Annotated in this window: 21 protein-coding genes and 3 pseudogenes; 5 read left to right on the plus strand and 19 right to left on the minus strand. The window is 52.5% G+C overall.

Translation table 11 applies throughout. The features are described from left to right. Positions 1–615: 615 nt before the first annotated feature. From EXE48_RS18695 to EXE48_RS04250, 6 genes are all read right to left on the minus strand, one after another. Positions 616–1,158: a winged helix-turn-helix domain-containing protein gene (locus EXE48_RS18695; RefSeq protein ID WP_199236342.1), complete on the minus strand. Its 543-nt coding sequence runs from the start codon at positions 1,156–1,158 to the stop codon at positions 616–618. Between the two features lie 163 nt (positions 1,159–1,321). Continuing rightward, on the minus strand, positions 1,322–1,975 hold the full coding sequence (locus EXE48_RS04230; RefSeq protein WP_137710799.1) for a hypothetical protein: 654 nt from the start codon (positions 1,973–1,975) through the stop codon (positions 1,322–1,324). Next, entirely contained in the window at positions 1,968–2,207 is a 240-nt protein-coding gene (locus EXE48_RS04235) for a hypothetical protein (protein ID WP_137710800.1), read from the minus strand. Before EXE48_RS04235 ends, EXE48_RS04230 begins: the two co-directional genes overlap by 8 nt. Further along, positions 2,204–4,969 (minus strand): plasmid replication protein RepH, encoded by a 2,766-nt coding sequence (locus tag EXE48_RS18700; RefSeq protein ID WP_241991942.1) that lies wholly within the window; start codon positions 4,967–4,969, stop codon positions 2,204–2,206. The genes EXE48_RS04235 and EXE48_RS18700 overlap by 4 nt, the downstream gene beginning before the upstream one ends. 47 nt (positions 4,970–5,016) lie before the next feature. Beyond that, entirely contained in the window at positions 5,017–5,493 is a 477-nt protein-coding gene (locus EXE48_RS04245; protein WP_137710801.1) for a DUF8112 family protein, read from the minus strand. Next, positions 5,490–5,807, minus strand: coding sequence for a helix-turn-helix domain-containing protein (locus EXE48_RS04250; protein WP_137710802.1), 318 nt, complete (start codon positions 5,805–5,807; stop codon positions 5,490–5,492). Before EXE48_RS04250 ends, EXE48_RS04245 begins: the two co-directional genes overlap by 4 nt. A 383-nt stretch (positions 5,808–6,190) precedes the next feature. Between EXE48_RS04250 and EXE48_RS04255 the strand changes: the two genes are divergently transcribed. Continuing rightward, positions 6,191–6,511 (plus strand): winged helix-turn-helix domain-containing protein, encoded by a 321-nt coding sequence (locus EXE48_RS04255; RefSeq protein WP_137710888.1) that lies wholly within the window; start codon positions 6,191–6,193, stop codon positions 6,509–6,511. A gap of 43 nt (positions 6,512–6,554) precedes the next feature. On the opposite strand, the gene EXE48_RS04260 is transcribed toward EXE48_RS04255, so the two are convergent. The 9 genes from EXE48_RS04260 to EXE48_RS04300 all read right to left on the minus strand — a co-directional run bounded on the left by EXE48_RS04260 (position 6,555) and on the right by EXE48_RS04300 (position 16,829). After that, positions 6,555–7,016, minus strand: a complete 462-nt coding sequence (locus tag EXE48_RS04260) for an NUDIX domain-containing protein (protein ID WP_137710803.1) — start codon at positions 7,014–7,016, stop codon at positions 6,555–6,557. After that, positions 7,009–7,968 carry a GDP-L-fucose synthase family protein gene (locus EXE48_RS04265; protein ID WP_137710804.1) on the minus strand — a complete coding sequence of 320 codons (960 nt, stop codon included), beginning with the start codon at positions 7,966–7,968 and terminating at the stop codon, positions 7,009–7,011. The genes EXE48_RS04260 and EXE48_RS04265 overlap by 8 nt, the downstream gene beginning before the upstream one ends. After that, entirely contained in the window at positions 7,965–9,026 is a 1,062-nt protein-coding gene (locus EXE48_RS04270) for a GDP-mannose 4,6-dehydratase (RefSeq protein WP_137710805.1), read from the minus strand. The genes EXE48_RS04265 and EXE48_RS04270 overlap by 4 nt, the downstream gene beginning before the upstream one ends. A gap of 165 nt (positions 9,027–9,191) precedes the next feature. Beyond that, the gene (locus EXE48_RS04275; protein ID WP_137710806.1) at positions 9,192–9,935 is read right to left on the minus strand and encodes a glycosyltransferase family 2 protein; all 744 of its coding nucleotides are present in this window, start codon (positions 9,933–9,935) and stop codon (positions 9,192–9,194) included. Positions 9,936–10,715: 780 nt separating this feature from the next. Further along, on the minus strand, positions 10,716–11,861 hold the full coding sequence (locus tag EXE48_RS04280; RefSeq protein ID WP_137710807.1) for a glycosyltransferase family 4 protein: 1,146 nt from the start codon (positions 11,859–11,861) through the stop codon (positions 10,716–10,718). 66 nt (positions 11,862–11,927) lie between these two features. Continuing rightward, a complete protein-coding gene (locus EXE48_RS04285) occupies positions 11,928–13,148 on the minus strand; it encodes a sulfatase-like hydrolase/transferase (RefSeq protein WP_137710808.1) in 1,221 nt (406 codons plus the stop codon). Between the two features lie 322 nt (positions 13,149–13,470). Next, on the minus strand, positions 13,471–14,541 hold the full coding sequence (locus tag EXE48_RS04290; protein WP_158295099.1) for a glycosyltransferase family 4 protein: 1,071 nt from the start codon (positions 14,539–14,541) through the stop codon (positions 13,471–13,473). Between the two features lie 23 nt (positions 14,542–14,564). Further along, positions 14,565–15,761: an O-antigen ligase family protein gene (locus tag EXE48_RS04295; protein WP_241991951.1), complete on the minus strand. Its 1,197-nt coding sequence runs from the start codon at positions 15,759–15,761 to the stop codon at positions 14,565–14,567. A gap of 123 nt (positions 15,762–15,884) precedes the next feature. Next, on the minus strand, positions 15,885–16,829 hold the full coding sequence (locus tag EXE48_RS04300) for a hypothetical protein (protein ID WP_137710811.1): 945 nt from the start codon (positions 16,827–16,829) through the stop codon (positions 15,885–15,887). 275 nt (positions 16,830–17,104) lie between these two features. On the opposite strand from EXE48_RS04300, the pseudogene EXE48_RS19385 reads away from it, so the two are divergent. Beyond that, positions 17,105–17,703 (plus strand): annotated as a pseudogene (locus EXE48_RS19385) (transposase domain-containing protein). A 746-nt stretch (positions 17,704–18,449) separates the two neighbouring features. Here EXE48_RS19385 and EXE48_RS04310 read toward each other — a convergent pair. The 3 genes and pseudogenes from EXE48_RS04310 to EXE48_RS04320 form a co-directional block, all read right to left on the minus strand. After that, a complete protein-coding gene (locus EXE48_RS04310; RefSeq protein ID WP_137710812.1) occupies positions 18,450–19,946 on the minus strand; it encodes an oligosaccharide flippase family protein in 1,497 nt (498 codons plus the stop codon). Positions 19,947–20,375: 429 nt separating this feature from the next. After that, positions 20,376–21,205 (minus strand): annotated as a pseudogene (locus EXE48_RS04315) (IS5 family transposase). 249 nt (positions 21,206–21,454) lie between these two features. After that, positions 21,455–22,666, minus strand: coding sequence for an orc1/cdc6 family replication initiation protein (locus tag EXE48_RS04320; RefSeq protein ID WP_137710813.1), 1,212 nt, complete (start codon positions 22,664–22,666; stop codon positions 21,455–21,457). Positions 22,667–23,478: 812 nt separating this feature from the next. Between EXE48_RS04320 and EXE48_RS19000 the strand changes: the two genes are divergently transcribed. From EXE48_RS19000 to EXE48_RS19490, 3 genes and pseudogenes are all read left to right on the plus strand, one after another. After that, positions 23,479–23,982 (plus strand): Cdc6/Cdc18 family protein, encoded by a 504-nt coding sequence (locus tag EXE48_RS19000; protein WP_241991943.1) that lies wholly within the window; start codon positions 23,479–23,481, stop codon positions 23,980–23,982. Between the two features lie 48 nt (positions 23,983–24,030). Next, positions 24,031–24,738, plus strand: coding sequence for a DUF7437 domain-containing protein (locus tag EXE48_RS04330; RefSeq protein ID WP_137710814.1), 708 nt, complete (start codon positions 24,031–24,033; stop codon positions 24,736–24,738). A 9-nt stretch (positions 24,739–24,747) separates the two neighbouring features. Then, positions 24,748–24,837, plus strand: a pseudogene (locus EXE48_RS19490) (hypothetical protein); the annotation flags it as partial. Positions 24,838–24,896: 59 nt separating this feature from the next. Here EXE48_RS19490 and EXE48_RS04335 read toward each other — a convergent pair. Then, positions 24,897–26,123, minus strand: a complete 1,227-nt coding sequence (locus EXE48_RS04335) for an RNA-guided endonuclease InsQ/TnpB family protein (protein WP_099289076.1) — start codon at positions 26,121–26,123, stop codon at positions 24,897–24,899. Position 26,124: the final 1 nt, after the last annotated feature.

Consider the following 26,124-nt stretch of genomic DNA (forward strand, 5'->3'; position numbering starts at 1 on the left):
GGGACTCCGCGCTACCGCTTCAGTTGAACTTGCCACGAGGAGGTCACCCTGAACTATCCTCTCTGGTGAGGCGATTGGCGAGCGCATCCATCACTTCCCACAAGAATCCGGATACCGAACGTGCCTCGAATGAGACTGGTTCGTACGTGTACCGATCGTCGGCTTCGTCTCGTTCCTGATAGTGAAGCAGGCCATCAATATGGGGATTCGGTTCACAGTGAAAGCCACAATCGAAGCCAGATGGTTCGCTGTAGTGAACCGTGTAGTATGCCGGAATTGGCGTTCGCATCCACGCATCACTCGTCCGATCAGATTCTTCCGGTCCGGGCGATGGATCCGGGACCCACGTGATTCGCAATGAGGCGGTCTCTCCTGAACGACCGAACCACGACGGAGCAAGGGTCGCCTGTAGTTCTCGGTATTCTCTCGGTGGCTCACCTTCGACCGATAGTACGGCTGGATGTCGTGTCAACTCGCCACGCAACTCGCGGAGGATACGATGTCGATCTCGTCCTGGCGTCGTTCCACCATCAGAACAGAGACAGTCTGTTTGGACATACGAACCAGCATCTCGGTGACGGTCGGTCTGGCTACCCAATGTGGACCGCTCGTCCATCATACACTGAGCGACGACTGGTCAGATGCCCAGGTGTCGTAGTTTGTGATCGCGTCTTGGATGAGAGAGAGGTGATACCGGGCAAGTTCCCAGTCACTTGCTACCTGCGTGAGTTCGTATGCCTGCTCAGCAGAGACGTTGTCTGCGGCCGCTTGTTCTCGGAGTGAATCTGGTGTGTTAGCATCGTACTCTGCTTTCCATGCCGCGATATCGTCTTTTAATTCTGTAGCCTGCTCTGCAAGTTCTTGTTTCGTCGTCTCTTCGAGTAATGCTCGAATATCACGGAGTCGAGTGTACAGTGGATCCGGATAGTAGTGACTGGTCCCGTCCCTGTCGGTTTCCGTCACAACACTGAGCTCAACGAGTCGGCGGAGATGATCCCGTGCTGTATTCGGGGAAACGGCTGCCTGTTCTGCGATCCACGGGGCAGATTGGGGCTCTGAGAGCGTCATCGTCACTGACTTGACTCGATCAAATGCCGATGCGTGCTCCTTCCAGGTCTCCATCCAGTCAGGGTCATCGGCTGGGCCCGTAGGTGGCATACGCGATGGTACTGGCCCGAGAGTAATAGTTCTACTCCCCCGCAAATTATTTATTCAGATCTTCTTATCGACTGTCGGTTTCAAGTCACACTGGTAGTAATTGTCAAACCGCTCCTACGGAAAATATGACGTGAACGCCTCGCGCTTTAGCGCGAGGAGAGCGTCAATCGAACTCGTAGTCGCTGTCGTACGCGCTGACGTACGCGTCGTTGCCTGTTCTGTCCGGCACATAACACGGGCTTGTCCCACCAGCGAAAAACACCGGCGCCTCAATATCGACGGTGCTCTGCCGGCTCACTATTGACGGGACGTGTTCACGGAGTTCGCTTACGCAGGGTTCTCGGCGGGTACGGAACGTTCCCACGGGTGGTCGATGCTCCGTGAGCGGCGGCAGCCCGTCTTTCTCGAGATCCTCGATGGTGAGGATGCGAACATCGAGCTGTTGGGCGAGCGTCCACGCTGAGGCCGTGACGCCTCTGGCCACGACGAGGACGGGCATTGCGCGAGCCAGTGCGGCCCGGTGGGAGATTGCGGCGACAGCGTCGCGACCGACGAGGGTTGTGTGCCAGTCTTTACACTCACCGACGATGAAATCGTCCGGCTCGTTTTGTGGGGATTGTCGGCGCGCGAGGACGTCGGTTTCAAGCCCGAAGAGCTGCTCGTTGCGGGCGGTGAGATACCCCCACGTTTCGAGTGCGTCAGCAAACTTCCCTTCGAGCCAGCGCCCGTTGGTGGGGTCATGATCCGTGGGTGTCTCCTCGGGGTCGCGGCCGCCAACCTCTGGGATCTCCTCGCGGTCCTCGGGGTCGTCACTCATCGGTGGCCTCCGCGTTGGCGGCGTCCGTCGCCGTCTGTTCGAGTGCGCTCGCAACTGTGTGCGCCTCTGTTGCTGTGAGATTTACGTACGTCGTCCCCCACTGCCCGCTGAAGGCGAGTCTGACGACTGACGCATCGAACTCATCGCGGTCGATTTGGATTGTGGCCGACTTGTGGGTGACTGGGTGGTCGCGCGTGACCGTTGTTTCGAGATCGAGTGTCGGGGTTGTCATTGTGTTTCACCCCCTTGTTTCGAGTGGAGCGATGGTGTCTCGGTACGGTGGATCGTTGTGGGTTGGTGGGTGCCTCTCGGTGAGCTTTGGTGATCGGGGGCTATGCTGTCTGTGTTCATCGGACGGCTGGTGTCGTTGTGCATGAGGTGTGGTGTGAACAGGGCTGTCCAGGCGTGGGCGCTCTGTTGGCTGGCCCACGTGCTGGTGTGGCTGCACACGCGTTCTGTGGCAGTTGTCTGTCGGTGCGTCAACAGCGGGGTTGAGCGAACGTCTGCGGGAGTTGTGTCCGCGGTGGTCCACCGTCTGTGGCCGTTGCGGTGGACAGGTTGAACGCGTTCAAGCTCGCTGACGGCGCTGATTCGGCGATCATAACTGCTTGCCGAGATGCCCGATTGGTTGATGAGCTCACTGCGGCCACACGGCTGGGCTGCTCGCAGGAGTGTGGCGTACAGTTTGGTCGCCGTAGGCGGCAGATCCGGCCGAAAGCGTGTCGGCGAGCGGGTGGCCGCTGCGCGTTCGACCTCCGCAGGCGTCGGCGTCGGTGACTCGTTCAGCGCGCCCAAGAGGCTCGCCACGACGTCGTACGGACACGCTCGGTGGGTGTCCGCCGGGCTGAACGAGCGCAGACACAGCCGCACGAGCCGCTGTCGCTCGCGGGGTGTCCACTGCACGTCGTGGGTCATCGCAACTCTCTCTATTGCCCGCCGGATGGCGGGGTAGGTCGTCCCGTCGACGACGGGGATCTTGAGGGGTGGTGCGTGTTCGGTGCCGTCGGCGATTGTTTCTCGGACGTCAGAGAGTTCTCCTCTGAGCGCCGTGGTGATCTGCTCGCCGAGGTCTGTGACAGTCGGCCCAGCAAGCACCCACGACATGGTGAGATCCACCTGTGTGTCGGGCGCAACCTCGTAGGGGAGTCGCCGGCGTAGCTTTGCGGGCCGGTCTTCGAACAGCATGCGGTAGCCTGCGTGAATTCCGTAGACAGACTGTTTCGGGACTGTCTTGGCGAGAAACGTACAGAGATCCTGGAGTTGGGTGGGGTTGCGTGTGAGTGCGTCAGTATCCGGAAGTCTAATGGTGGTCGTGAGCTCGACACCGGCTGCGTGATACAGCTGGGTGGCTGACGCGATCAGCCCGTGGAGATCGGCGAAGAGGGTGGCGCGGGCGGCGGTGTCGTCGCTGGCTGTGAGTTCGGCGACTTTCGCGAGGAGCCGATCTCGAACCGCCGTGATTCGCTCGCGCCACGCGCCGTAGGTAGTTTCGGCGTCGCTGTACCAGCCGACTTGGTGGCCACGGCGGAGGATGCGCTCGACGGGATACGCTTGGGTACCGTCAGCGATCGCTTCGAATTCGTGGCCGAGTCGTGCTGGGGTGAGAATCTTCGAGAGCGCTTTCTCGCTGAGTAAGGCGCCCGCGAGACGTCCCAACGTTGCGAGGGGGCCACCCCACTGGAGCACGACGTGGGTTTGATCGTTGGTGTGGCTGAGGTACGCGACGCGGCCGTCGTCGAATGGGTGTGGGTGGGCATCGACGAGGGTGATGGCGTCGTCGTGGGCGACGGTAGAGAACCGCTCGTGGAGGTGGGTTTTGGTGTTCCTTGGGCCGGTAAGCCACTGGACGTACTCGGCGTCTGCGTCGGGGTCGCCGGTTGCGGCCACCCACTCGTCGGGCGTGAGTGTCTCCTCGTCCGAACGGCGGGGCGACACTGTACTTGTGGAACCGTGAGGGGTCCCAGTAAGACGCTCACCGAGTCGGCGCTGATCCGGGTGGATGAGGTCGTCGGTGTCGTCGAGACACTGCTGGACGGCTCGCTCTCCGAGGTCGGTGAGCTGGACCGTGTTGTGCTTCCCACAGCGGTCGACCGTGACTAACTCACGGTCCTCGAGATCGAGGATATACCTACTAATGGTGCCGTCGGCGACGTCGACCGCGTGATCGGTGGTGAGATCCCGGTAGCTCCGGGCGTACTCGGGGTTGAGGTTCCCGAGGAGCCGGCGTTTTCCCGGTTCGGTGTCGAGGTCACGAATGGCCTTCCAGGCGGTCTCGACAGTTTGGCCGTGGTCGGTGTGGGGGGACCCATCCCGGCTGGCAGTAAGATCGAGGTGGCACTCGGTCCACTTTGGATACCGCTTCACAAGGTGTCGGTGGACTCTAGGGGAGGCGACGACTCTAACGTCGAACCCATTAGCAAGAACGGCGATCGCCGCGAGCGCGCGGACGCCCGTGCGGCGGTCCGTAAGGGAGGTCCAGGCGTCGCCGTCTAACAAGAGGGTGAAGGTGGTCGGGTGGGCGTCGAGTTCGCGATGGAGTGCGACCGGCCCTTTCGCGAGCGCGCCGAGGTCGGCGTTGACTGGACCGCGCCCCGTGCCGATGCTAGTGACTGTGTCGGTGAGGTCTGCGTGTCGCTGTTGGTGGTACGCACTGAGCGTGGTGGTGGGTTCATCTCCGTAGGTAAGCGCGAGTGTCGTGATCGCGCGGGTGTACGCGACGGCTTCAGCGACGTCGTCGGTCCATGGTTCCTCGGTGTCTTTCCACGCTGGCAGGATTTTGGCGAGGAGTTGGGCGCTCGTCCGCCACGGATCCGTAGTGGCGTACTCGCGGATGGTTCGCTCGGTGTGAGCCCGGAGTTTGGTGAGGAGTTCTGGGACCCACTCGGTCAGCCGGGGTGAGACCGCTGGACAGGTAATCCCCTCCGTGGAGATGTCCGTGCTGTGGCTGACGAGCCGGACCCCTCGCTTGCGGACCGCGGGCTGGCGTGTTCGCATAGCCGATCACCTGCTGGTGATGGGCTGGTCGGTCAGATCGGCCAGCATCATTCCGACCCCTCGCGTGGGGAGCCACCATCAGAACGGGCGTGGTCTCGAACCGCCGTGAGAAGCGGGGTTGGTTCTTCCTGTGGCGGGTGGGTTGGGTCTCGTGGTGTCGGGGCGTTTAGGTGGACGTGTGGGTCGGCGGTCGTCGTGGGGCTCGTGACGACTGGGGTCGGATCGAGGAGGACGAACGTTGTCGATTGCGTTTGGGTGTTCGAACACGTCCCGATATGGCCCGTGAGGACGTACTCGCGAACACCACGGGTGAAGACGGTCGGGTGTTCGTGGCTATCTGATCCGCACATGATGTAGCCGATCGCGTACGCGGGCTCGCCGGCCGCGCGGTAGGCGTAGGCGGTGATGTCGTCGCCTTCGTGGAGTGGTTGGCCGCAGACTTGGCAGATCGGGTGGTTGGTGTCGAGGGAGATGCGTATGAGCTGGTGGAGGTCTTCGGGTTGTGGATTGTCGGAGCGCGTCATTCGTGGCCTCCCTTCGTGGAGTGGGTGCCAGCTTCCCACGCCTGGCGCGCGGAGAGTGCGCGGCGGCCCGACTCGGTCAGTCGGTACTCGGTCGTGTCATGGGTTTGTGTGGTAACGAGGTCGTGTTCGATGAGTTCCTCAAGGGTGTCACAGACTCGGGTGTAGTCGATACCGTCGGTGTAGTAGTCGGTGAGCGCGTGGTGGAGTGGGCCGCTCTCGCTGGGACCAGCCTGGGAGAGTACCCAGAGGAGGTCGCGGTGGGTGGCTGAGAGATCGGCAAGCGAGATGTTGTCGTTCTCGCTGGGGCTAGACATTGTGCCCCTCCACGGTATCCTCGGCGACGCTGCGTATCGTAGCGCACGTGCTACAGAGTGGGCCGTCGAGGGTAGCGTCGTAGCCGTCGGCTGGGTTGGGACACAAACTACGGCAACCACTGTTACCGTTCGATCCGTCAGTCGTCTCGCAGGGCTTAAGCCCCGCAGTAGCCAGCATTCGCATGGTTCTGTGGGTGGACACAGAACCCGTCCCGGCTGGGTGTTGGAGCACCGCAGCCGGGGTTTCTACACTTTCTCGCGAGCCGAGGGTTCGTCACCGGGCTCTGTGGTTCTTCTAAAACACCGCAGTTACTTTAGTGTAACGGAGGTGTATCAGAAAGACAAACGACCGTAATATAGACTGAGGTGTACAAATGAGATATATGAGATATGCGGGCAACTGGATGACCGCAGTGGATGACCGTATTCTGGAGTATCTCTCTGAACACGAATCTGGTTCTCCTACAAAGATGAAACGTGAAGGACCCATCAGATATTCTCGCCAACAAGTTCATCGTCGGTGTAAGATGCTGGCTGAAAAGGGACTTATTAACGACCTCGGAAATGGCGTCTACATGATCACCGAAGACGGTGAGGCATATCTCGGCGGGCGTTTAGACACTGAAGATTGGGTGTATATTGATGAAGAGACAGATGGGGACAACCACGATGGTTCCACTGGGGACACTATTACTGATAGTTGAATGGTAGTGACAGAATCCGTATGAATCATCTCGGGCTAGATAATTATACTCTAGATCTATCGAAGCTCCGTAAATCGGCTTCTTCGAGGTAATCCACGACATACTCGTGTGTATCTTGTGGCAACTCTTGGAACGTAGCGAGATGGCCGTGCTGTGAATCTGGTTCAAAGACTGAATTCTCCGTCCAGACACGGAATCCATGAGCGACGTAGTGCTTCTCACCACCGACTTCCGATGTCTCGTAGAAGTGATCGAAGGCACCCAACTTCTCACAAATCTCGACATTGACACCGAGTTCCTCCATACTGACTCGGTGTACGGCATCTTCAAGTGACTCCCCTTTTCGTACCCGTCCACCGGGGACGAACCATTTGCCTTTCGCAGGTTTGTTCGATCGTTTCCCGAGGACGATGCCTTCCGGACATTCAACGACGAGATCGACTGAAACGATCGGGACGTTGTCGACGATGGTTTCCCACTCTTCGTTCGGAATCCAGTCACTCATGTATCTCCTGTCGATTCTCCTCGTACCACTCGATGGTCTCCTGGAGTCCTTCTCGAAATTCGGTCGATGCCTCCCAATCGAATCTATCTCTCGCTCTCGAAGTATCGAGCTTTCGCCGCGGTTGTCCATCCGGCTTCGATGTGTCCCACTCGATATCTCCTTCGAATTCCGTCTCTTCGGCGATCGTCTCTACCAACTCGCGGATCGATATCTCTTCACCGCTGCCGAGATTCACTGGCTCCGACGAATCGTATTGTTCCGTCGCATCGAGAATTCCCTCAGCGGCGTCCTTCACGTAGAGGAACTCTCGCGTCGGCTCGCCAGTCCCCCAAGCCGTTATAGAGGGATCTCCGCGATCACGCGCCTCGATACACTTCCGGATGATCGCGGGAATGACGTGAGAACTCTCGAGATCGAAGTCGTCTCGGGGACCGTAGAGATTCACCGGTAACAGATAGATACTGTTGAAGTCCCACTGTTTCCGATAGGCCTTCGATTGTGTCAGTAGGGATTTCTTTGCGATGCCATACGGAGCGTTCGTCTCCTCCGGATAGCCATCGAAGAGGTTCTCCTCTTTGAACGGAATCGGTGTGTGGTTCGGATACGCACAGATCGTCCCGAGGATCGTACACTTGTCTACATCGTACTGCCGCGCCTGCTCGATCAGCTCGATTCCCATCACGGCGTTATCATAGAAGTAGCGGCCGGGATTCTCTCTGTTTGCTCCGATCCCACCGACCGTCGCTGCTAGGTGAATAACCGTGTCCGTACCCGAATCGTCGAAGGCCTTCTTGATGTCGGATTTCTCCCGGAGGTCGTACTCGTCGCTTCGGGGGACAAATATCTCCACGTCATCGGATCTCGATTCCAACTCGTCAACGAGGTGACTTCCAAGGAAGCCCGCGCCGCCGGTGACCATCACGGTACGGCCGGTCCAGAAGTTGCGACTCATCGCCAGTCGACGCGGCCGTACCACGCCGGCTTGTTATTGGCGTACCAATCGATAGTGCGTCGAATCCCTTCTCTCCAAGACACTTGTGGCTCCCAGCCGGTTTCTTCGTTGAGCTTCTCGTACCCGACGAGGAGTTCTTCGACGTCGCTGTCACCAGGCCGGTATCGATCTTCGTCCTGAACGATCTCCGGGTGGTCCCAGTAGCCGTGTTCGTTACCCACCTCAAGAATGGTTTCAGTCCACTCGCGCATGGAGATGTTCTCGCCGTGACCGTAGACGTACTGCTCGCCAGAATTACCGCCCAAGGCCACGTGAAGGTGGCCACGGACGCCGTCGCTGACGTAGCACAGGTCTCGTTTTGGCTGGAGGTTACCGAGTTCAACGATATCGCGTTCTAGTGCCTGCGTAATGATCGTGCCCGTGATGTAGCGGGGATTCTGTCTCGGTCCGTAGTTGTTGAACATCCGCGTCGTGACCGTCGGGAGCCCGTACGCGTCGTGGTAATTCATCGTCAGGAAATCCGCAGCGAGCTTTGAGGTCGCATAGATGCTTGTCGGATTGACCGGTGAACGCTCAGAGAGCAGAACGCGGCCATCATCCTCGTACTCGTGATTATCAGCCATCTCTTCTTTGACGTTGCCGTACTCCTCGCTGGTTCCGGCAGTGTCGAACTTCGCGATGTCGAGATCAAGATCCACGACCGATTGGAGCAGATTGAGCGTGCCGGTAATGTTGGTGTCAACCGTCTCATATGGCCGGTCCCACGATTCGCCGACGTGTGCTTGCGCCGCGAGGTGGAATATGAGTGTCTCGTTACGATCGGTGAACGTCGAGAGCGCGCGTTCAACCGAATGTTTGTCGCGAAGATCGCCGCGATGGACCGTGATGTCCTCGCGGTGATGCCGGATGTTGTTCAGTTCGCCGCTGGACGTGGCACGGACGAACGCGTGAACGTCGGCGTCGTGCGTGACGAGTGTGTCGATGAGGTGTGAACCAACGAATCCGTCGGCCCCGGTGACGAAGACGGGTCGCTCCTCGAGTTCGGACGAGAGCTGCATTTGAGTAACATGATATTCATATCCGTCCGGTATTTCTCTTTCCATTCAGGAACGAGTGATCTCCCACTAATGTGGAAGATGTGAGCAGTTAACCGGTCGCCAGCGCACACCTGATCAGACTTTAGTAGACTAGCCAGCGTGATGGAGATCTCTGGAGAAGATCGATCACGAGTGTAGGAACTGCGGGATCTTTCTTAATGGCTTCACTACCGGGACGTGGACACCGCCTCGAAGATCGTGCTTTTGCCACGCACGATATACCTCAAGATTAGCTGTGATGATATTACGAACAGAGGCGTTGCTCTGGCCACCGGTCGCCATGCGGACGAGGGTGTCGTCCACGTATGCCGTCGAGATTTCATTCTTTAGAAGGACGCGCAATAAAAACTCGTAGTCCGCCGCAATCGGAAAATCAAGGTCGAAAGTACCGTACGTATCATACACGTCGCGCCGTACGAACACTGTCGGGTGGGGTGGCATCCAACCGAAATAAAATCGCCTCGGGGTGTATTCACCGCTTTTCCAATATCTGACGACATCGTCGTTGTCGTCCACGTAGACGAGGTCGCCATAACAAAGGTCGGTGTCAGTCTGATTGAATCTCTCCAGAACGCTTCGTAACACATTCGGTCCGTTATATATATCGTCTGCGTTCAGAATCCCAACAATGTCTCCCGTCGCGTGATTGATCCCTTTGTTCATCGCATCATAGGTACCGTCGTCCGGTTCGCTGATCAGCGTATCAATCTGGTCGGCACACTCGTCGAGTATAGATGTCGTCTCATCTGTTGAACCCCCGTCAACAACTATCGATTCGAGTTCTGGGACATCTTTTTGTGAGTGAATTGATTCCAGCGTGTGTCTGACTCGAGGCTCATTGAAGACGGGTGTTATGATACTTATTTTCATATTATTTTAATTCAAAATATATTGGATCTCGTGATACTAAGATTACTATCCGTGGCATCTGAACAAATTTTGTGTACCGGTTGCGTTAGTGTCGATGATTTTGTATGACTTCTCCCAGGGGTTTGCCTATATGCGCCTGTGCGGCTAAGTGAAAAGCGAGCAGGTCATTATGACCTTCCATTTGGCTAAACACTCGATCAACCGAGTGCTTATGATGGGGATCTCCACGGTGAATGCTATTTTCATCGATCCGATTTCGCACCTTGTTTAGTTCACCATTGGGTCTCCTTCGGGCAGACATGTGTACATAGGACTTAAGATTAATGAGGTGACTGCCGAGGCATAACCTGGGGACCCCGTCAGGTTCTGTGGGTTCCCTTCGAATACTGTTCGCACCCGTTTTCTCAGTTTTTCGATGGCATTGAGTCTTTGTACCCAGTAAAGTAATACTTCTGTAATCTCTCCTCCGCATTGCTTGGTTTGTCTCAAATCACGCAATCGATCAAATCAACTATAGTGCTATCTCTGAGTCGGCGTTTGAGATAGGCCAAATCGATTGTAAGGACCGTGTAGCATTCCACAGAGAAACAGAGTCTCTCAACGCCGTCAGCCCATCGTGACGATAGGCACAGATGAGGTAACCTCCTAGACTCTCGTAGTATACACATCAATAATTCCCTAATAACTCGTATTGAGTTTCCTCTGAAGAGTACAGTTACTGGCTACGATACCGGAGCGAGGAACTCGGTGTATGTTAATCTCGCATACTCAATATATCTATTATGATTGTCGCCGTGAGTTGACGGATTGATACACGGCTGCGTGAGCTGAGGCACATGCCTCAAGTGAAAAACGTTCCTCAACACGCTGCCTTGCATTGGTCGTACGGATCTGGCTATCTTCGGCAGTAAGCGCCCCTTCGATTGCTGTAGATAATGAGTGCGGATCTTTTGGGGGAACAACCCAGCCATAATCAGGACCTGGAATCTGCTCACTGACACCCCCCACGTCTGTCGCAACGACTGGGCATTGTATCGCCATCGCTTCGAGAACGACCATCGGACAGGCTTCCGTAATGGAGGCGAGGACGAAGACGTCGAACGATCCCAATAACCGTGGAATATCATCTCGCCAACCGAGAAAGGTTACGCGCGTTTCAATGCCAAGTTCCGCGAGTCGTTCAACAAGTCGGTCGTAGTACTGTTGCTGAGACTCCAGTTGTTTCCCAACAATGACGAGGTGGGCAGATTCGCCGATATCAGCGAAGGCCTCTATGAGGTATTCATGGCCCTTAGCGGGATTGATATTTCCGACGGTACCGATGATCGGTATCTCTGCCGAGATAGACAGTTCTTCAGAGAGACACCAGTTAGGACTCGTGATTTTACTCGGATCATACTTCTCTAAGTCCACTGGAGCATAAAGCGTCGTTGTGTCTACTGATTCATCAAAGAAGTAGGTGCTAACTGCGTCGGCTGCGACAACGATTCGGTCAGCCCATCGTTCAGCAAGGGCGGCTGAGAGTTCTTTTAACGGTGTCGGTGTGAGCGTGTCATTGAAATGCCAGACTAGCGACGCATCCGAGCGAGCGGCTGCGAATGCTACAGCATAATTGAGTGGCCCGTTGACGTGAACTATGTCTATATCGTGCTTATTAATCACCGATTTTGCTGTTGTGACACATTTATAAAATCCGGCAAGAAATTGAATATTTGCTCGCACCTGGTCTGGAGAGCGAATCCGTGGCTGATCGATCTGAATACACTCAAAATCGTTATTCCGTGCTTGCTCAACGAACCGGTTGTCACCGTTTGGAATTAAAAAAACCGTGTCAATTCCTTTGGGTCTGAGTCGACGAGCCACGGAGAGAGAGCGTTTCAACGGCCCTCCAAACCGGGGGTCAGGAGCGTTACTGAGAACGCGCATGTATCTGAGTACAACTCATAAGATTGTTTAATGACAGCTTCGCGTTTTGATCATTCTTAAGCTCCATCAGTTCAGATAGCCTAAGTCTCGCAGTCGTTCCATCTCTTCGTTCGAAAGCTCGGTTCTGCGTCCGGATCTCTCGTTTTGAATAGCTTGTTCGATCGTTTTTTTCGCCTCTTCTCGGTCGAAGGACGGGGTCCCAAAAGTTCGCTCTCGGGACCAGTAGGCGGCGATACATGACCCAAGATGCCGACGCATGTACCGTCGCTTCGAGCTTCGAAATAGCTTCCCTATCAAGACGGCATACCGATCCACTCGCGACGTGTCGGTCCATACCCGCCCCCCCGTGCTATTCCACACGCCGTTGTACTTGAGCATACCTGAAAGTCCAGGTAGCCTGTCTGGGAGGAACTGGTTCTCCCAGAAACATGGCCGCGGTTTGTCTGAGAGCGCTTCTTTCGGTGCTAGCCCGTCATATTGGTACTGATCAGTATCGTAATTGAGCGCTGTAAGGACAGTCGGGAAGATGTCCACATGGTGGAAACTCGTCTCTGTTACGTCTCCATTCGGTAAGTCTGGGTGGCGGAACACTGTTGGTACGTATACCAGCTCTGGTCGCATCGGATCATTATGCCCAAGCGTTCCTCCTTCACCGAGAAGTTCCCCGTGATCAGAGGTGTACACCACTAGGGTGTCTTCGAGATATCCGAGCTCATCTAACTCATCAACACGTGCATTGAACCATTCGATATCGAGTTCGACACTTCGCTCGTAGTCTACTTCGATTGCTTGGCGATCACTGCCTTTGGACTCGAAGTATTCGACCGCAGTGCCCGTGTGGTCTCCGTACGGCGCATGACCACCCGGTCCTCGCTCCATAGTAATGAAAGGCGGTTCCAGTCCATCGAAGGGGGATCTCTCAGTCACAGGATCGGTATTTAGGACCGAGTGTATTGGGTCCGTATCGTTACCATGGTACTCAGTCGCGTAGGCAAAAATAGAATTCATGAAGCGGTTGTCGACTCCAGGTACATCAAAGAGCCGGGTGATATCGTCTGGAAGCCGGTCGTTGAACGACCGAACACCATGTGTCGGAGGATAGCACCCTGTAACTAGTGATGCGAATGACGCTGGGCTGTGGGTTGAGCTAGCTATTGCCCGAATAACTGTGTCCTGCTTTCCGAAGTGCTCGGGGAGCAAGTCTGCACGGATTGCGTCACCAACGTATATGAAAACATTGGTTACAGATAAATCCCTGAACGCGTTTGTTAACTTCTTAATGTTCATAGCTCACTCCAGCTCTAAACACTGGATATTGTTTCTTGATGCTGTTCAAACTGTTACGTTTTTTGTTATATCCCATGTTACTGGCATTGGAATATCGGTATATTCCAACCACTATGTAATAATTTAATTTTTGCTTTACTCGCACAACAATTTGAGCTTTGTATGGTGAATTGTTAACGCCATGCCCTTATACATACATCTATTATTAATTTTTGTCAGCCGTTGTTTAGATGAACAACACGCAATAATGCTAAAAGATACACCCCCCAGCCAAGCTTGGAGCATTATGATTCATCAGGTAAGACCGATCGTAGATAGATAATTAACAATTCTCTAGTATTTCCTCCACTGTATTATGAAAGTCTCTACCTATCTTTTGTTTGTTATTATTTGTTAGTACTCTTTTTTTCGCTGACCCTCCCATTTTACTCGCGCGTTCAGGATCGTTTACAAGTGATTCTACAACTTCCCGTAGAGCACCCTCTTCCCAATCAGAGTCCACCAGTATTCCATCAACACCATCTTCAACTTGCTCTGGCAATCCACACGCTGTATTAGCTATACGAGGTAACCCTGCTGCGGCAGCTTCAAGCATAACATTTGGATATCCATCATTGTACGAAACATACACAAAAATGTCGCCACAAGCGTATATCTCCTTGATATTCTCAACATAACCTAATAAACGTATATTATCCGTATTTATTTTTTCTACATACTGCTCAAGGGCTGGTAGGTACCTTCCACCACCTGCAATGACGTAAACGAGATCTTCTCGTTCTTTGAGCAGTGGTACAACATCATCAAGTATTTTAACAACACCCTCGTACTTTGCAGGGAATTTAAAATTTGATACTGTCAGCAGGAACGTCTTGTTCGCCTCTATACATGGTAGACTGCCCGATAAATACTCGCTAGCATATAGGTCTTGTTGAACTGGAGTACGGACCACTTTGACACACGAGTCGCTAATATTGGTATTCTTGATTGTTTTTTGTCTTAAGTCTCCAGACACTGTTATAAAGCCAGCCACTGTGGACTGAACCACTCTTGAAATTACAAACCTGAGTATGTACTTCATCAATCTCAGCGGTGAGCGTTCATTCCAATATTGGTTCATACGCTCTCTACTTCTTAACCAGATGTTTCCTCCAATCCGCACTATAACTGGTGTACTAGTAATCTGGCCTACCAATACAGATATTAGACCTATCAAATTCATTCCATTCACAACAATCACGTCATAATCACTTTGATAGAATTTTGTAAATAATTTTTTAACAAAAAAGACGTATTTTATCAAAAAATTGGACGAATTATCTAAAATAATTGCGTCTGAACCACTAACCGTTTCAACGGGTCCTGCAGTCTTGGATGGACGGTGGGCAGTCACTAGTAGTATATTACAACTATTATTCATTGTTTACTGCTGTCTGAATAGCTTTGATTAGTGGTTACACTAATATATGTCGAAAATATAATCGCACTAGTAATGTAAAATTGGTGTCGAGTGAGCAACGGCTGAAAGACGCCAAATGAAAGTAATAAAATATATGTCCAGCCTATCGATGTAAACTCACTTTTATGGAATTCATCATCGATAATACTGACCCCTCTGAAAAACCATAAGATGGGTCTTAAAATCACTAAAATAATACAGATAAAACCTATAACGCCCAATTCTGTCGTGAATTTAAAAACTGGATTGTGTGGATGTGGATAGTAATTCTGCCCTGTAATTTCAGAGTAAATAACTCCAAAGTTATTGAATCCGACACCAACAAGTGCTTTCTCCGGTTGCGTGATTATGTTCCACACCACAATATAAATCCGTGACCGAACGGGCCCTGGCTTGGACGGATCTCCATATATTAAGTAACTCAATTCTTGTGCCGATTGATCCACTAACCTCCCAAGCAGAGATGGCGTGACTAGTAGAAAGCTGACAGCCAGAAGTATTGAAGATAGCATCACAGCGCTAGCTCTATACCGTGATATTTTCCAACCAATTTTTGTGTGATCTATAACCGCTAGGCCACAAATGAATATGCCTAAAACTATCAGTGGGCTGCGGGAACCTGATAGTACAATTACGGCTGTGCCACCAGTCAGTATCATTAACCCTGTGAATCGTTTGTAGACAGCATTTGAATGGAAAATATAGTGAAGTGCAATAGGGAATGTAATCAGCAGCGTAATCGAGTGAATATTTATATTAGAATCAAATGTAAAATCACGGAGATATCCTATTGAAATACCCCCAGTCGGCGAGTAAAGAAAAGTCATTGCTGATATAATAAATATGCTGAAGATCGAGAGAAAGATTAAGAAACTGATCCAGTTTTTCACCTGTGTTCGATCTTTAATTGTAGAAAACAAAATCATGAAAGCTGTTGTCGAAAGAATTCTAAACTTCAGTACGGATAGAACTCTTTCTGGTGAACGTGCCCAGACTATACTAAGAGCAGCGAATAAATATACAACTATTAAGAATATCACCTGCTGATTAAGAACTATCTCTTCTTCAGAAAATAATAAATGTAGCCCCGAAGCTAGTAGACAAACTAGCGAAACAAACAACAATATATTTTGAATACTAATTAAATCCATCATATCCACGGGACGGCCGATTAGCTGGTATGATATAATGGAGATGTAGTACACCATCAACAACATACTTCGAAAGGTCCTACCGTGTACAAAATTCACCACTATATTTGTGCGAATAAGCTATTACTAAGTGTACCCAAGCGCGCGCAACTGTTCATCCATGTCTACCAATTCATCCTCCGATAATTCTTCTGAGTTTGAAATATTGTCTATCTCGGCCCACGGAACCTGCCTGAGGTTCCGGTGATGGACTCTGTTTGGGTGACCATAAAGCTTGAATGGCGATCCAAAGGGGCGTTCCCCCAACAGATTTCCATGGTCGGAAGTTATTACTGTAGTGCCATCTAGCCTCTCTGTAAGTGGCATTACAACATCTAAGACCGATTCAAGATTAGACTTGTAACCTTCCCAACATTTTTTCTGATCTACAATCCCCAAGGATAGCGCATCCCACACATCACTTGCCCGGTCTGAACCATCCATTTCTATTTGATCGGTACCTTGGAACGAGGTGAAATTGAGATCCTGATGTCCAATAAATGGATAATGTGGCTGCATAAAGTGGACGATCAAACGCTTTTGAGGAAATGCCTCTGAAGCCTTAATTGCTGCCTCAGCAACCTTATTAGGAGGTATTGTCCCAAGTTCAACATCGAATTCTTGCTTCCATACGTCTATAAATCGACCTACTGCAGTGCCGATCTCTCTTGAGACAACCGGTGACGCATTTACGTAAACAACTTCTTGCGCCGCATCCCCACTAAAATTTTTTTGTGTCCATTCACGGGTGCCGCTGGCTTTGCTTTGACGTACTTCGTAGCGATCGAATTGAGAAATGTTTACGGTTTGTTCAAACAGATCAGCTCGGCAGGCATCCAGTATGAGGATGTTATCCCAGCTCTCATTTAAAATTTCGATTGCTTCTTGATCACTGTAGATCCGCTGCTGAACAGGTCCCAAAACCCTTTCAGCAAACTGTGAACGGATCCACGGTGAGTTACCCAGATTGGAGCCGACTTTATTTATACCAGTCAAGACTCTATGCCAACTGTCTCGCAGCATTCTGTACATAACTGCCGTATATGCTGCTGTGTATATATCTTCGGGTGTGGCTGTCTGATATTAATTCATACAACGAGTTGACATTTTAGTTAAAATCTAAACATATAATTAAAATTGTCTAAGCAGGCTCTGTTGAAATCCTCAGAGAGTTATAGGTTCGATCGGTAGCCTAACCAGATGAAAGCCCTCCCGAAGTCGCAGGTTGCGTTAACTTAGAGGATGAGGCGGATGAGTTCTGAGTGTCTATGACAGAATTTGACCGCCCCAGCGAATGTGTCGCGTAGATCGACTTGTCGTTTGTGGAGCGAGATCGAACGCCGCGCTGGGCGATTGAAATAGTGATCTGCTGTCACTTGGCCGGTGTATTATTATGGGAGGTGAGTAAATAGCTTGAACCGTTTGGGATCAGGCGGAGTCACGTTGCTATTCATAACTGGGTACATAAAGCCGAACTACAGTCGATCTCGACCGTCTCAGAGGATCAACTTGCTGTTGACCAAAAGATGCTCTGCCTTCACGGCCAGAAATTCTGGCTGTACGACGCGGTTGATCACAGACGAACGAGATCCTCCACGTAAGACTCTATCCGACCGCAAATAAACAGACGACGCGATGGTTCCTGGGCGAACTACACCAGTGCTATCAGCTGAACAACGTGGAATTCCTCATCGATGACGCAGACTATCTTGGACTAGTTCTCGCTGAAGGCGGCTATCGATTTCACATTATTCGGCATGGAACTCGAAATGCTATCCAGCGTATCCTTTGAGAAATAGAACGACGAATATTATTGCTTGCGAATAGTTTCAGCAACGCCGCGTTAGAGACCGCTCAAAGCTGGCTCGAAGCCTTCGCCGTCTACCACAATTCACGTCAAACTTAACCCAACCCCATCAACTGCGTGTCGCTAGACAGTTGGGTAACATGAATACTGGTAGTTACTGTATTTGTCTTTTTATCCTCAATAGTGATGCCCGTCGTCTCTCGATAGTTTACATCTAAACATTCAGGGAATTCGAGTAGCGCAAGCGAGAAATTGTCGATAAACGTTCGTCTCCTCAGCCCAATATTCTGCGTGTTCGCCTTTACTTGTGGGTGTTTTCTGAGATTCAGTTACTAACACACCCACCTGTAGTTGTTTCGGTAGAAAAGCATCGAAGCAATAGGATTTGAACAGGATCATTATTGTGAATTTTTAGTTCACCGAGTAGCCGGTTTATCTTTAATTAATACTCTCAGTAACGCTTAGTTGCTGTATATTCTATCAGATTCGACAGGTCTGTGCCGGTAATATTTGAAAAGAATCTTAGCCGTGATTACTACTATATATAGTGATTTTGAATATACTTTAAACTAAGTGTAACTATCGAACTTAACTAAAGACAAATGTAATTACGAGACACTGCCCAAGTTCTCCTCGATGTCTCAAATGTACTTCCTCAGAACATTGGATCGGCTCAATCTGTGGTTTTTATACAAACTACTGTGGCTATTTTCTAAACTGACTAATATACAAATTACTTTTTGGCTTCCTAATATATATGATATAAATAATTAAAACTATTTAAGTATAGAGTGGATAATGCGACGATTATATTATGTAATATAATTAGATCAAGACTCAATATCCTAGAGGAACTGTCTAATGGTATCCAAGCGCCCGAAAATCGGCTCGAATAGTTTCCTGTCTGTTTCCCGAATCGGGATGATGAATACTATTGTACCAATAGTTATAAGAAAATATGGTAGTGAAAACGCAACGGCTGTCCAGTCTGGAAACGGCAAAACAGCTACTGGAAAGATTAGGAGTAATGTAATAGCGGAGGATATAATAATACGTGAATAATCATAATTAAATGACAGATTTTGACGTGCAAAAAAGAACTGCATCACGTTAAGCAAAACCAGAGAAATTCCGGTCCCAACAGCCGCACCAAATATTCCGTATTTTGGAATGAGTAATATATTAACAATAATGTTGAGAACCGATGCAACAATATAGGTATATAAAACTATTCTTGCTCGCTCATAAACTTCCAGAATTGTCCCGACTGGCCCAACAATAACACTGCCAAGCATTGAGATCGCGATAACCGCGAGGGCGTTACTGCTTTGTGCATACCTTGGCTGAAACAGACTACTCAAAAGTTCCTCGCTAAACGTGACTGTCCAAACAACAATGGGCATTGTCAATACAAGTGACCAGAAGAGGAATGTCGCCAGCATCTGGTCCTCTCTTAATTGACTATCGGTCGTGCGGATCCTGACTGCGAGAGGATAATATGACCTGTTTAGCGCTTGAAACAGGATTGAAACAGAGAAACCAAGCAAGAATGCTGGTCTGTACAGAGCGATGCTACTTGTGGATCTAAATACACCAAGTAACAAATAGTCAGCACTGGACAGGATACGAGCGGAGAATCCCGAGAGCAGAAGCGGTAATGAAAAAACTAGTAATTTTTTAACAGGAATCTCAACGCCCTCTGCTCTGGCTCGTAGGCCGCGCAGGAGAATGATAACGCCTCCAATGACTAGCAGCGCAAACCCAACCACTATTCCTGCTATCATTGTATTCGGTGAGAGACCAACTACGACCGCAACTACCACTGCACTCAATCTTAGTATTGCCTGACCAAATTTCCCCGTACACACGGCCAATCCAAATTTTTCCCATCCTTGGAAAGTTTTAGAGAGAACACTGAGAGTAGACACCAGAGAGACAAGCCCAGCAAAAATCTTTAATAAGGGTATAAATTCCGGATCATTAAAAATACGTGTCGATATTATGTTAGAAAAGAAATAAAGAACAGATCCCATCACAGTACCTACGAATAGAGCTACAAAAATAGCAAGAATGGCGGTTCCATACGCTTTATCTGGCTTATCTTCAGTTATATACTCTCCAATATATCTCTTTGCTCCAAGTCCTAACCCTAGATGTAAAACTGGCCCAGCGAGTGCAACCAAAGTAAGTCCGAGAGAAATTCGGCCGTAATTTTCCACTGAGAAAGCCCTAGTTAATAGAATATTCTCAAGGAATCCGAACCCCTGGCCGAAGATGGTTGCAATAGTGAATATTACGCCACCTTCGAAGAGCTTAGTATATACATCATCTCTATCTGGCATACGTCTATAACAGGATTGACGGCCGTAATGATAGCGTTGATTTGGCTATTCAATGAGTTGAGAATTGACAATCCTATGCCATTAAATTTTATCAGCAACCGAAAATAATAAAATCGAGTATCGACCCGGACAGGATTATAACACATCTTCTACACGCCACATAGATACTCTTCCACCCTGCTTCTCACCCCCGATATTTTTGAGAGCAACAATTAATTCACATTCTTTATTCGACACGAACACACAAATTACACCAACCACGCTGACCACCCAACACATACTCACCGTAAACCAACCACGACGAACCCCACACCTCACATCCCGAACCACTACCCCAAGCGGCCAAGCCCTCCCGCTCCCCAGCTAAATGGCTACAACCCCAGAATCCCCTCAAGACGACTGTGTTGAATCGCTGTAAGGCGTCGAGATTCACTGTTTGACGAAGCGCATGATGTTATAGACGACACATATCAGCGCGATCTCGCGGAACTCAGGAAACCATGACCGCGCTCGCACGGCGAAGCCGAACGAGCCCTTCACAGCCGAGTTCACAGTTCCGGTCATAGAGCGCCGATTGTAGCAATTATCGTCGATTCTGGGGTTGTATGCGTGGTCGTACGGTGCGAAGATGCGGTGCTTGATCAGCAGCCTGATCCCGAGATCGCGAAGACCTTCACGAAGTGATTGCTTGTCGTAGCCCTTATCGGCCGCAAGAGACCGCAGGTCGCCCGCGTTTCGGCGGGCAATCTGCTCACCGAGGTCTACGTCGTTCCTTCCCGGTTAGTTGAGCAGTGTACGTCAAGGATAGCTTGAGACGCTGTATCGACGATTTTTGTGACTTTTAGCTTCTGAACGCGGTAGCTGATCCGCTGGTAGTAGTGGCAGCCCGGCTGGTGAGCGGTCGTAGAATGTGGCGTCAATCGCGGCGTGTTCAGAAAGGTCGTGTAACTGCGCCGACTGGCGCAGCAGCACTCGACAGACACTCACGCTGATCCGGTCGAACGCCTTACACAACGTGGAGACGCGGAGAGATCGGCTGCGTTGAGGCCGATATCCCCGGTTATTTGTGGCATCTCTTTGAGCAGGCCGATTGTCACGCGGTACGACGTATCGAGGTAAATTCGGAGACAGTGGAGGGAAACGAGTGCGTAGTCGACGAATCTGCCGCCACCGTCTGGGGCAGCAGACTCGCCTCAATCGCCAGTAACTCTTTGAGCAATCGGCACAACTTCCCCAACGAAGCGGGAGATTTGTGTCATAGGCAACCGAATCTTCCCGCTTCAACTCCTTTGATTTAGTGGTCTACCCCGCTGCCGTATAGCGATTCAACACAGCCGTATAAGTCGGTGGAATTCATCTGTTGTGTATCTCACTCTGTACAGGGTCGGTAGCATTTCACGAGCTGAAGTATTTACCGCACCACTTCCACGTTCATCGCCACCCCCACCCCACCATGTCAAGTGTTCGGACGATGCTGGCTAGGGCCACCCGAACAAAACCGATCGAACTCACTCGATCCGCGTCGCCACGCCCGTGGGGAGCACAATGGAATCGAAATCCCGAACCACGTCACCGACAATATCGAGGGCGACGTCGAACTCGTACTGGTAGTAGTGCCCACCTGCCCGCCCCTCGTTTTTCATCTGGCGATCGAGGATGCCGAGCATCGCCAGATCCGCGAGGTGGTCGTGCATGCGGCGACGAACGAGCGGGTCGACGTTGGAGCCCTCCGCAATACGTCGATACAGCGGGTACACGTCGCGGATCCGCGCCGGGGTCTCCTGCTCGAACGCGAGCTGTAACATGGCCACGAGCGCGAGATGCCCGTGTTTCGTCAGCTCGCGCATCCCGTGTTCGACCTGGCTCTGTTCGAGTTTCTCGCGAGCCTGATGAACGTGGTCCTCTGTTAGTCGCTCCTCGCTGTTCGTCCGCGCGATCTCACCGGATTTATACAAGATATCTAACGCCTGCCGAGCGCTCCCTGTGTCCTGCGCCGCGATGGCGGCACACAGCGCGATCACGGCGTCGTCCACCGCGTCGTCGTACATCGCACCGGCCACTCGCTCTTCGAGGATGGCGCGCAGTTCCGGAGCGTTGTACGGTGAGAAGTGAATCTCCTCCTCACAGAGGGTGTCCTTCACCTTCGGAGAGAGGTCGTCCCGGAAGCCAAAATCGTTGCTGATGCCGATCACCCCCGGTTTCGCCTTGGAGAGGTAGCCATTTGCGCGGGCTCGCGGGATCTCGTATAGGATCTCGTCGTCGCTGCCGATGTGGTCGATCTCGTCGAGGACGAGGAGGACTGTCCCGCCGATCTGGTCGAGTTCCTCATACAGGATGTCGAACACGCGCTGTTGGGGATATCCGGTCGTGCTGATCTGATCGTCTACTGGTCGCAGTTGGTTCACAAGGTTGACCGCGACTTGGTAGGACGACGAGAGGTTCGTACAGTTGAGCCAGCACACCGAGAGCTCGACGTCGTCGTACTGTTTTGTATCTCGCTGTAGCTGTTTCAGCAGATAGCGGGACACCGCGGTCTTCCCGACACCCGTCTTTCCGTACAAGAAGATATTCCGGGGTTGTGCGCCGTTAACGATCGGTTGAAGAGCTGCTGTGTACGTCGAAATTTCGTCCTCGCGAGCGGTAATCGAATCCGGCTGGTAATCCTCGCGGAGCATGTCCTCGTTGCGGAATATCTCCGTGTCCCGTGTGAACGTCGCCATCCTCTATCGCGTTCGACTCGGCCCATACGCATAAAACCACCGCGTCAAGTGTATCGTATGAAAATATAGATTATCGAGGTCTATCGGTTAGCACTTGACGTAGTGGAGTGTCTCCCGGTCAGTCCTCGTCGATAGCAACCGAGAGGAACACTCGACACGGTGGGGTGGGTTTCCTTCGACACGACGGCTGGACCGGTTTCACTTGGTACAAGGCGTGGGCACATCTCAACCTCCTATTTCAGTTAGACGCAAGCGGACCGCCTCGCAGCCGACCGAACCAGTTGTCGTTCGCGACTCCGGACGGTCGACGTCGGGTCAACGCCTCTCCAGACGGTTCCCACGCACGAAACACTCGACACGGTGGGGTGAGAGATCTGACTCCTACTCCAGCGAGGAAAGCACTTGACATGGTGGGGTGTCACGTATCACTTCCTCCCGTCCCATCCACCCGCTGGCTTACCCGTTATTCGTCAGCTCTTAGCGAGAAAGAGACGGAAAGCACACGAAACGTACTCTCTCTCACCGACTACTCTTCCAAGCCGGCCGCAACCCGAATTCTATCCGGACTATGTATCCGAGCCAACCCCTGATCGATCGTTCCCCCATCGCGTTCATCGTTACTCTACCCCGCTGTATCGAGTGTTCTTCTCGACATGAGGTGGGACGCGGAGATGTCTAGGTACCTACATCGAACACTTGACGCGGTGGGGCGTGATACGAGACCTGTCGTTGGCTGTCTCCGAGAACACTCGACACAGTGGGGTGGGGGATCCGACTGCTGCTCCGACGAGGAAAGCACTCGACACAGTGGGGTGTCGGGCGCTCAGCCCACTGACTCTCCCGCTTGCTTCCCGTTCATAGTCGGCGGCGAGGCGGAGAAGAAACGCCGCGACGACGCTATCGACGACCTGCACATCGTCGAGGCCCAGGACCTCGTCCAGCGCGGTCGATTGCGCAACCGGATTCGAGACCAGACCCAGTACGCCCACCTGCTGCTCGAAACGCTCGCGTCCCTCGGACAACGAGGCGCGACGCCGGCCCGGTCGAAGACAATCAAAACCCGGTACGAACGCGTGGCGAACGCACACGCCGTGGACTCGCGCACGACGCTGAAAAGCATCCAGAACCACCTCTCGGCTCCCCACATGCTCTGGTTCCTCCAACGGACCGACCGGAATCGGGGCGAGAGCGGAGATGCCGTCTCCGTCCCGTCCTCGGTGGCCATACCGAAACGGACATTTCGAACGCCGGTAATCGCTCGGGTCCGAGGAATCGCCGGTCAACAGCGACCCACTCGGCGACATTCCAGCTGCTGACAGTTGTTGCGGCGATGGTCTGAAGTACATAGACTTCGGACTAACAGTATGACCGCTGATCGCGACCGCGTTCGTTCGGACGGCGGGATCGACGCGCTGGACTCGCCACCGAGAGACGTGATGGACGAAGAGGCGCTCAAGCCAGAGACGCTGGCCCAGAACGCTCCGCGACTCGAGACGGTCGTTCAACTGCTCAACAACCCAGCACTGGCCCGCGTCTACGTCTACGTCTGTTACTGGGGGCCGGTTGCCCCGCCGGAGATCATGGAGGCACTCGATATCTCGAAATCGACGACCTACGAGTACGTCGATCGGCTGGTCGACCTCGGCCTCGTCGACCGTGATGACTCGACGCGCCCCCAGCAACTGACTGCCGAGCCGATCGTCATCGTCGAGCAGTACGCCCCGATCGTCATCACACCGACCGTCCTCCACGCCCTCGCGCTCCAAGAGGTCGACGAGGATGTCGCGTACTTCATCGACCGCTACGGTATCGGGAAGCTCATCGCTGCGCTACGGGGTGCTGGACTCCATTTCGCGGGCAAGACAACCCAGCGGATGGTCGCCGCTGATATCGACGTTCGCGAAACGGAAGCAATGATGATCATCTACGCACTCAAACCGGCACTGGCCGTTGGCCGAGACCACGATCCGTTCTTCGAGTATCTGTTCCCGGATGTGGATGACGAAATGGATCTCCCCGACCTTGACGAAATATCTGATGCCCCGACCCGCTCGTCGGATCTCGATAGGTGAGTCGGTCGAATGGACGCCGACACACCATTCTCTGCTGACCAGGACATCCTTGTCGACGCGAATATTATCTACGCAATCGGCAGTCCTTCGAATCCTCAGTATCAGCGCTTCCGGAGTGCAGTGCAAAATGCTGGCGTTGTCTGTGAATCGCCTCGGGGTCAAGCCCCGAGGCTTCCTGTTTCCACGACGCGCTTTGCAGACACCGTAGTGGTGTCCGTAGAGAGCGCAGTCTCCACAGGCGTGTCTTCGGGCCATTCCAGCCCTAGCTCAGAAAAACCACGTTGCAGAATATTCATCGCCGCATTCGCGTCACGGTCACACTCGAACCCACAACTCGGACAGGAATGTTCCCTGACCCAGATTGGCTTCGCAGTCTCAACACCACACGACGCACACTCTTTGGTCGTCCCTTCGGGTTCAACCTGCTTGACGTGACAGCCGTACAGGTCGGCCTTGTATTCGAGGAGCCTAATGAACTGTCGCCACGCCGCATCCTGCTTGTTGCGGGCGTTGTGCGACTGTTCGAGCATCCCCTTCACGTTCAAGTCCTCGACGAACACGGCGTCGTATTCACGGACGAGCCACGTCGTGATCTTGTGCTGGTAGTCCAGCACTTTCCGACGAATGTGACGCTTCACCTTCGCTACTTCCCGACGTTGCTTCTCGTAGTTGTTCGACCCCTTCTCCTTGCGAGACAACTTGTGTTGCTCGCACTGGTGTCGTTCGTACTCGTCTTCAAGATCAAGCCAGTCCACGGTCTTGCCATCCGAAGTGTGGATGTAGTTGAGAATACCGAGGTCGATTCCAACGCTGTTACTCGCGTCAAGCGAGTCCACGTCGGGCTTCTCGGGCAGGCCAGCGTCGTCGGTTTCGAGGCCGAAGGAGACGAACCACTCGCCGGTTGTCTCTTTTTTGATCGTGACTTCTTTGATGTCCGCTTCATTCGGGATGTCGCGGTGATAGCGGATTTTGATGTCACCGATCTTGGAGAGCCAGAGTGTCGCGTGTCGGCCACTCGTGTTTTTGAGTTCGAAGCCGGACTGCGAGTACGTCATACTCTGGGCCTCCCGAGGTGACTTCCACTTGAGTTTCCCAACTTTCCGTCCGTTCTCCTTTTGCTCGGTGAGTCCTCCGAGGTTCTGGTAGAACCGTGTGACTGTTCGTTGCAGAGCCTTCGAGTTGACTTCTGAGAAGATGGGGAACTCGTCTTTCCAGTCGGGGAGTCGGTAGTGGTGTTTGTACGCGGATCCGATGGTGTCGGCGTCCACGTTCTCATACTCGTACAGAGTGTAGTTGTACGCTTGGCGATGAACGTCGATGTGGTATTCCAGTTCAGCCGCTATCGCTTGTGTCGGATATGCAGGGTAGCGGTGACTGTACTCCATC

The sequence above is a fragment of the Halorubrum sp. ASP1 genome, from assembly GCF_005435135.1.
In the GTDB taxonomy this organism is placed as follows: Archaea; Halobacteriota; Halobacteria; order Halobacteriales; family Haloferacaceae; genus Halorubrum; species Halorubrum tropicale.

What these genes read in the sequence shown, in the direction of transcription:
- EXE48_RS04330 (WP_137710814.1), top strand. Translation starts at nt 24,031, where the DNA reads ATGACCGCTGATCGCGACCGCGTTCGTTCGGACGGCGGGATCGACGCG.
- EXE48_RS04285 (WP_137710808.1), bottom strand. Translation starts at nt 13,148, where the DNA reads ATGAACATTAAGAAGTTAACAAACGCGTTCAGGGATTTATCTGTAACC.
- EXE48_RS04300 (WP_137710811.1), bottom strand. Translation starts at nt 16,829, where the DNA reads ATGTACAGAATGCTGCGAGACAGTTGGCATAGAGTCTTGACTGGTATA.
- EXE48_RS18700 (WP_241991942.1), bottom strand. Translation starts at nt 4,969, where the DNA reads ATGCGAACACGCCAGCCCGCGGTCCGCAAGCGAGGGGTCCGGCTCGTC.
- EXE48_RS04250 (WP_137710802.1), bottom strand. Translation starts at nt 5,807, where the DNA reads ATGTCTAGCCCCAGCGAGAACGACAACATCTCGCTTGCCGATCTCTCA.
- EXE48_RS04335 (WP_099289076.1), bottom strand. Translation starts at nt 26,123, where the DNA reads ATGGAGTACAGTCACCGCTACCCTGCATATCCGACACAAGCGATAGCG.
- EXE48_RS04255 (WP_137710888.1), top strand. Translation starts at nt 6,191, where the DNA reads ATGAGATATGCGGGCAACTGGATGACCGCAGTGGATGACCGTATTCTG.
- EXE48_RS04230 (WP_137710799.1), bottom strand. Translation starts at nt 1,975, where the DNA reads ATGAGTGACGACCCCGAGGACCGCGAGGAGATCCCAGAGGTTGGCGGC.
- EXE48_RS04235 (WP_137710800.1), bottom strand. Translation starts at nt 2,207, where the DNA reads ATGACAACCCCGACACTCGATCTCGAAACAACGGTCACGCGCGACCAC.
- EXE48_RS04245 (WP_137710801.1), bottom strand. Translation starts at nt 5,493, where the DNA reads ATGACGCGCTCCGACAATCCACAACCCGAAGACCTCCACCAGCTCATA.
- EXE48_RS04320 (WP_137710813.1), bottom strand. Translation starts at nt 22,666, where the DNA reads ATGGCGACGTTCACACGGGACACGGAGATATTCCGCAACGAGGACATG.
- EXE48_RS04265 (WP_137710804.1), bottom strand. Translation starts at nt 7,968, where the DNA reads ATGAGTCGCAACTTCTGGACCGGCCGTACCGTGATGGTCACCGGCGGC.
- EXE48_RS04275 (WP_137710806.1), bottom strand. Translation starts at nt 9,935, where the DNA reads ATGAAAATAAGTATCATAACACCCGTCTTCAATGAGCCTCGAGTCAGA.
- EXE48_RS18695 (WP_199236342.1), bottom strand. Translation starts at nt 1,158, where the DNA reads ATGCCACCTACGGGCCCAGCCGATGACCCTGACTGGATGGAGACCTGG.
- EXE48_RS04260 (WP_137710803.1), bottom strand. Translation starts at nt 7,016, where the DNA reads ATGAGTGACTGGATTCCGAACGAAGAGTGGGAAACCATCGTCGACAAC.
- EXE48_RS04270 (WP_137710805.1), bottom strand. Translation starts at nt 9,026, where the DNA reads ATGCAGCTCTCGTCCGAACTCGAGGAGCGACCCGTCTTCGTCACCGGG.
- EXE48_RS04295 (WP_241991951.1), bottom strand. Translation starts at nt 15,761, where the DNA reads ATGATGGATTTAATTAGTATTCAAAATATATTGTTGTTTGTTTCGCTA.
- EXE48_RS04310 (WP_137710812.1), bottom strand. Translation starts at nt 19,946, where the DNA reads ATGCCAGATAGAGATGATGTATATACTAAGCTCTTCGAAGGTGGCGTA.
- EXE48_RS04280 (WP_137710807.1), bottom strand. Translation starts at nt 11,861, where the DNA reads ATGCGCGTTCTCAGTAACGCTCCTGACCCCCGGTTTGGAGGGCCGTTG.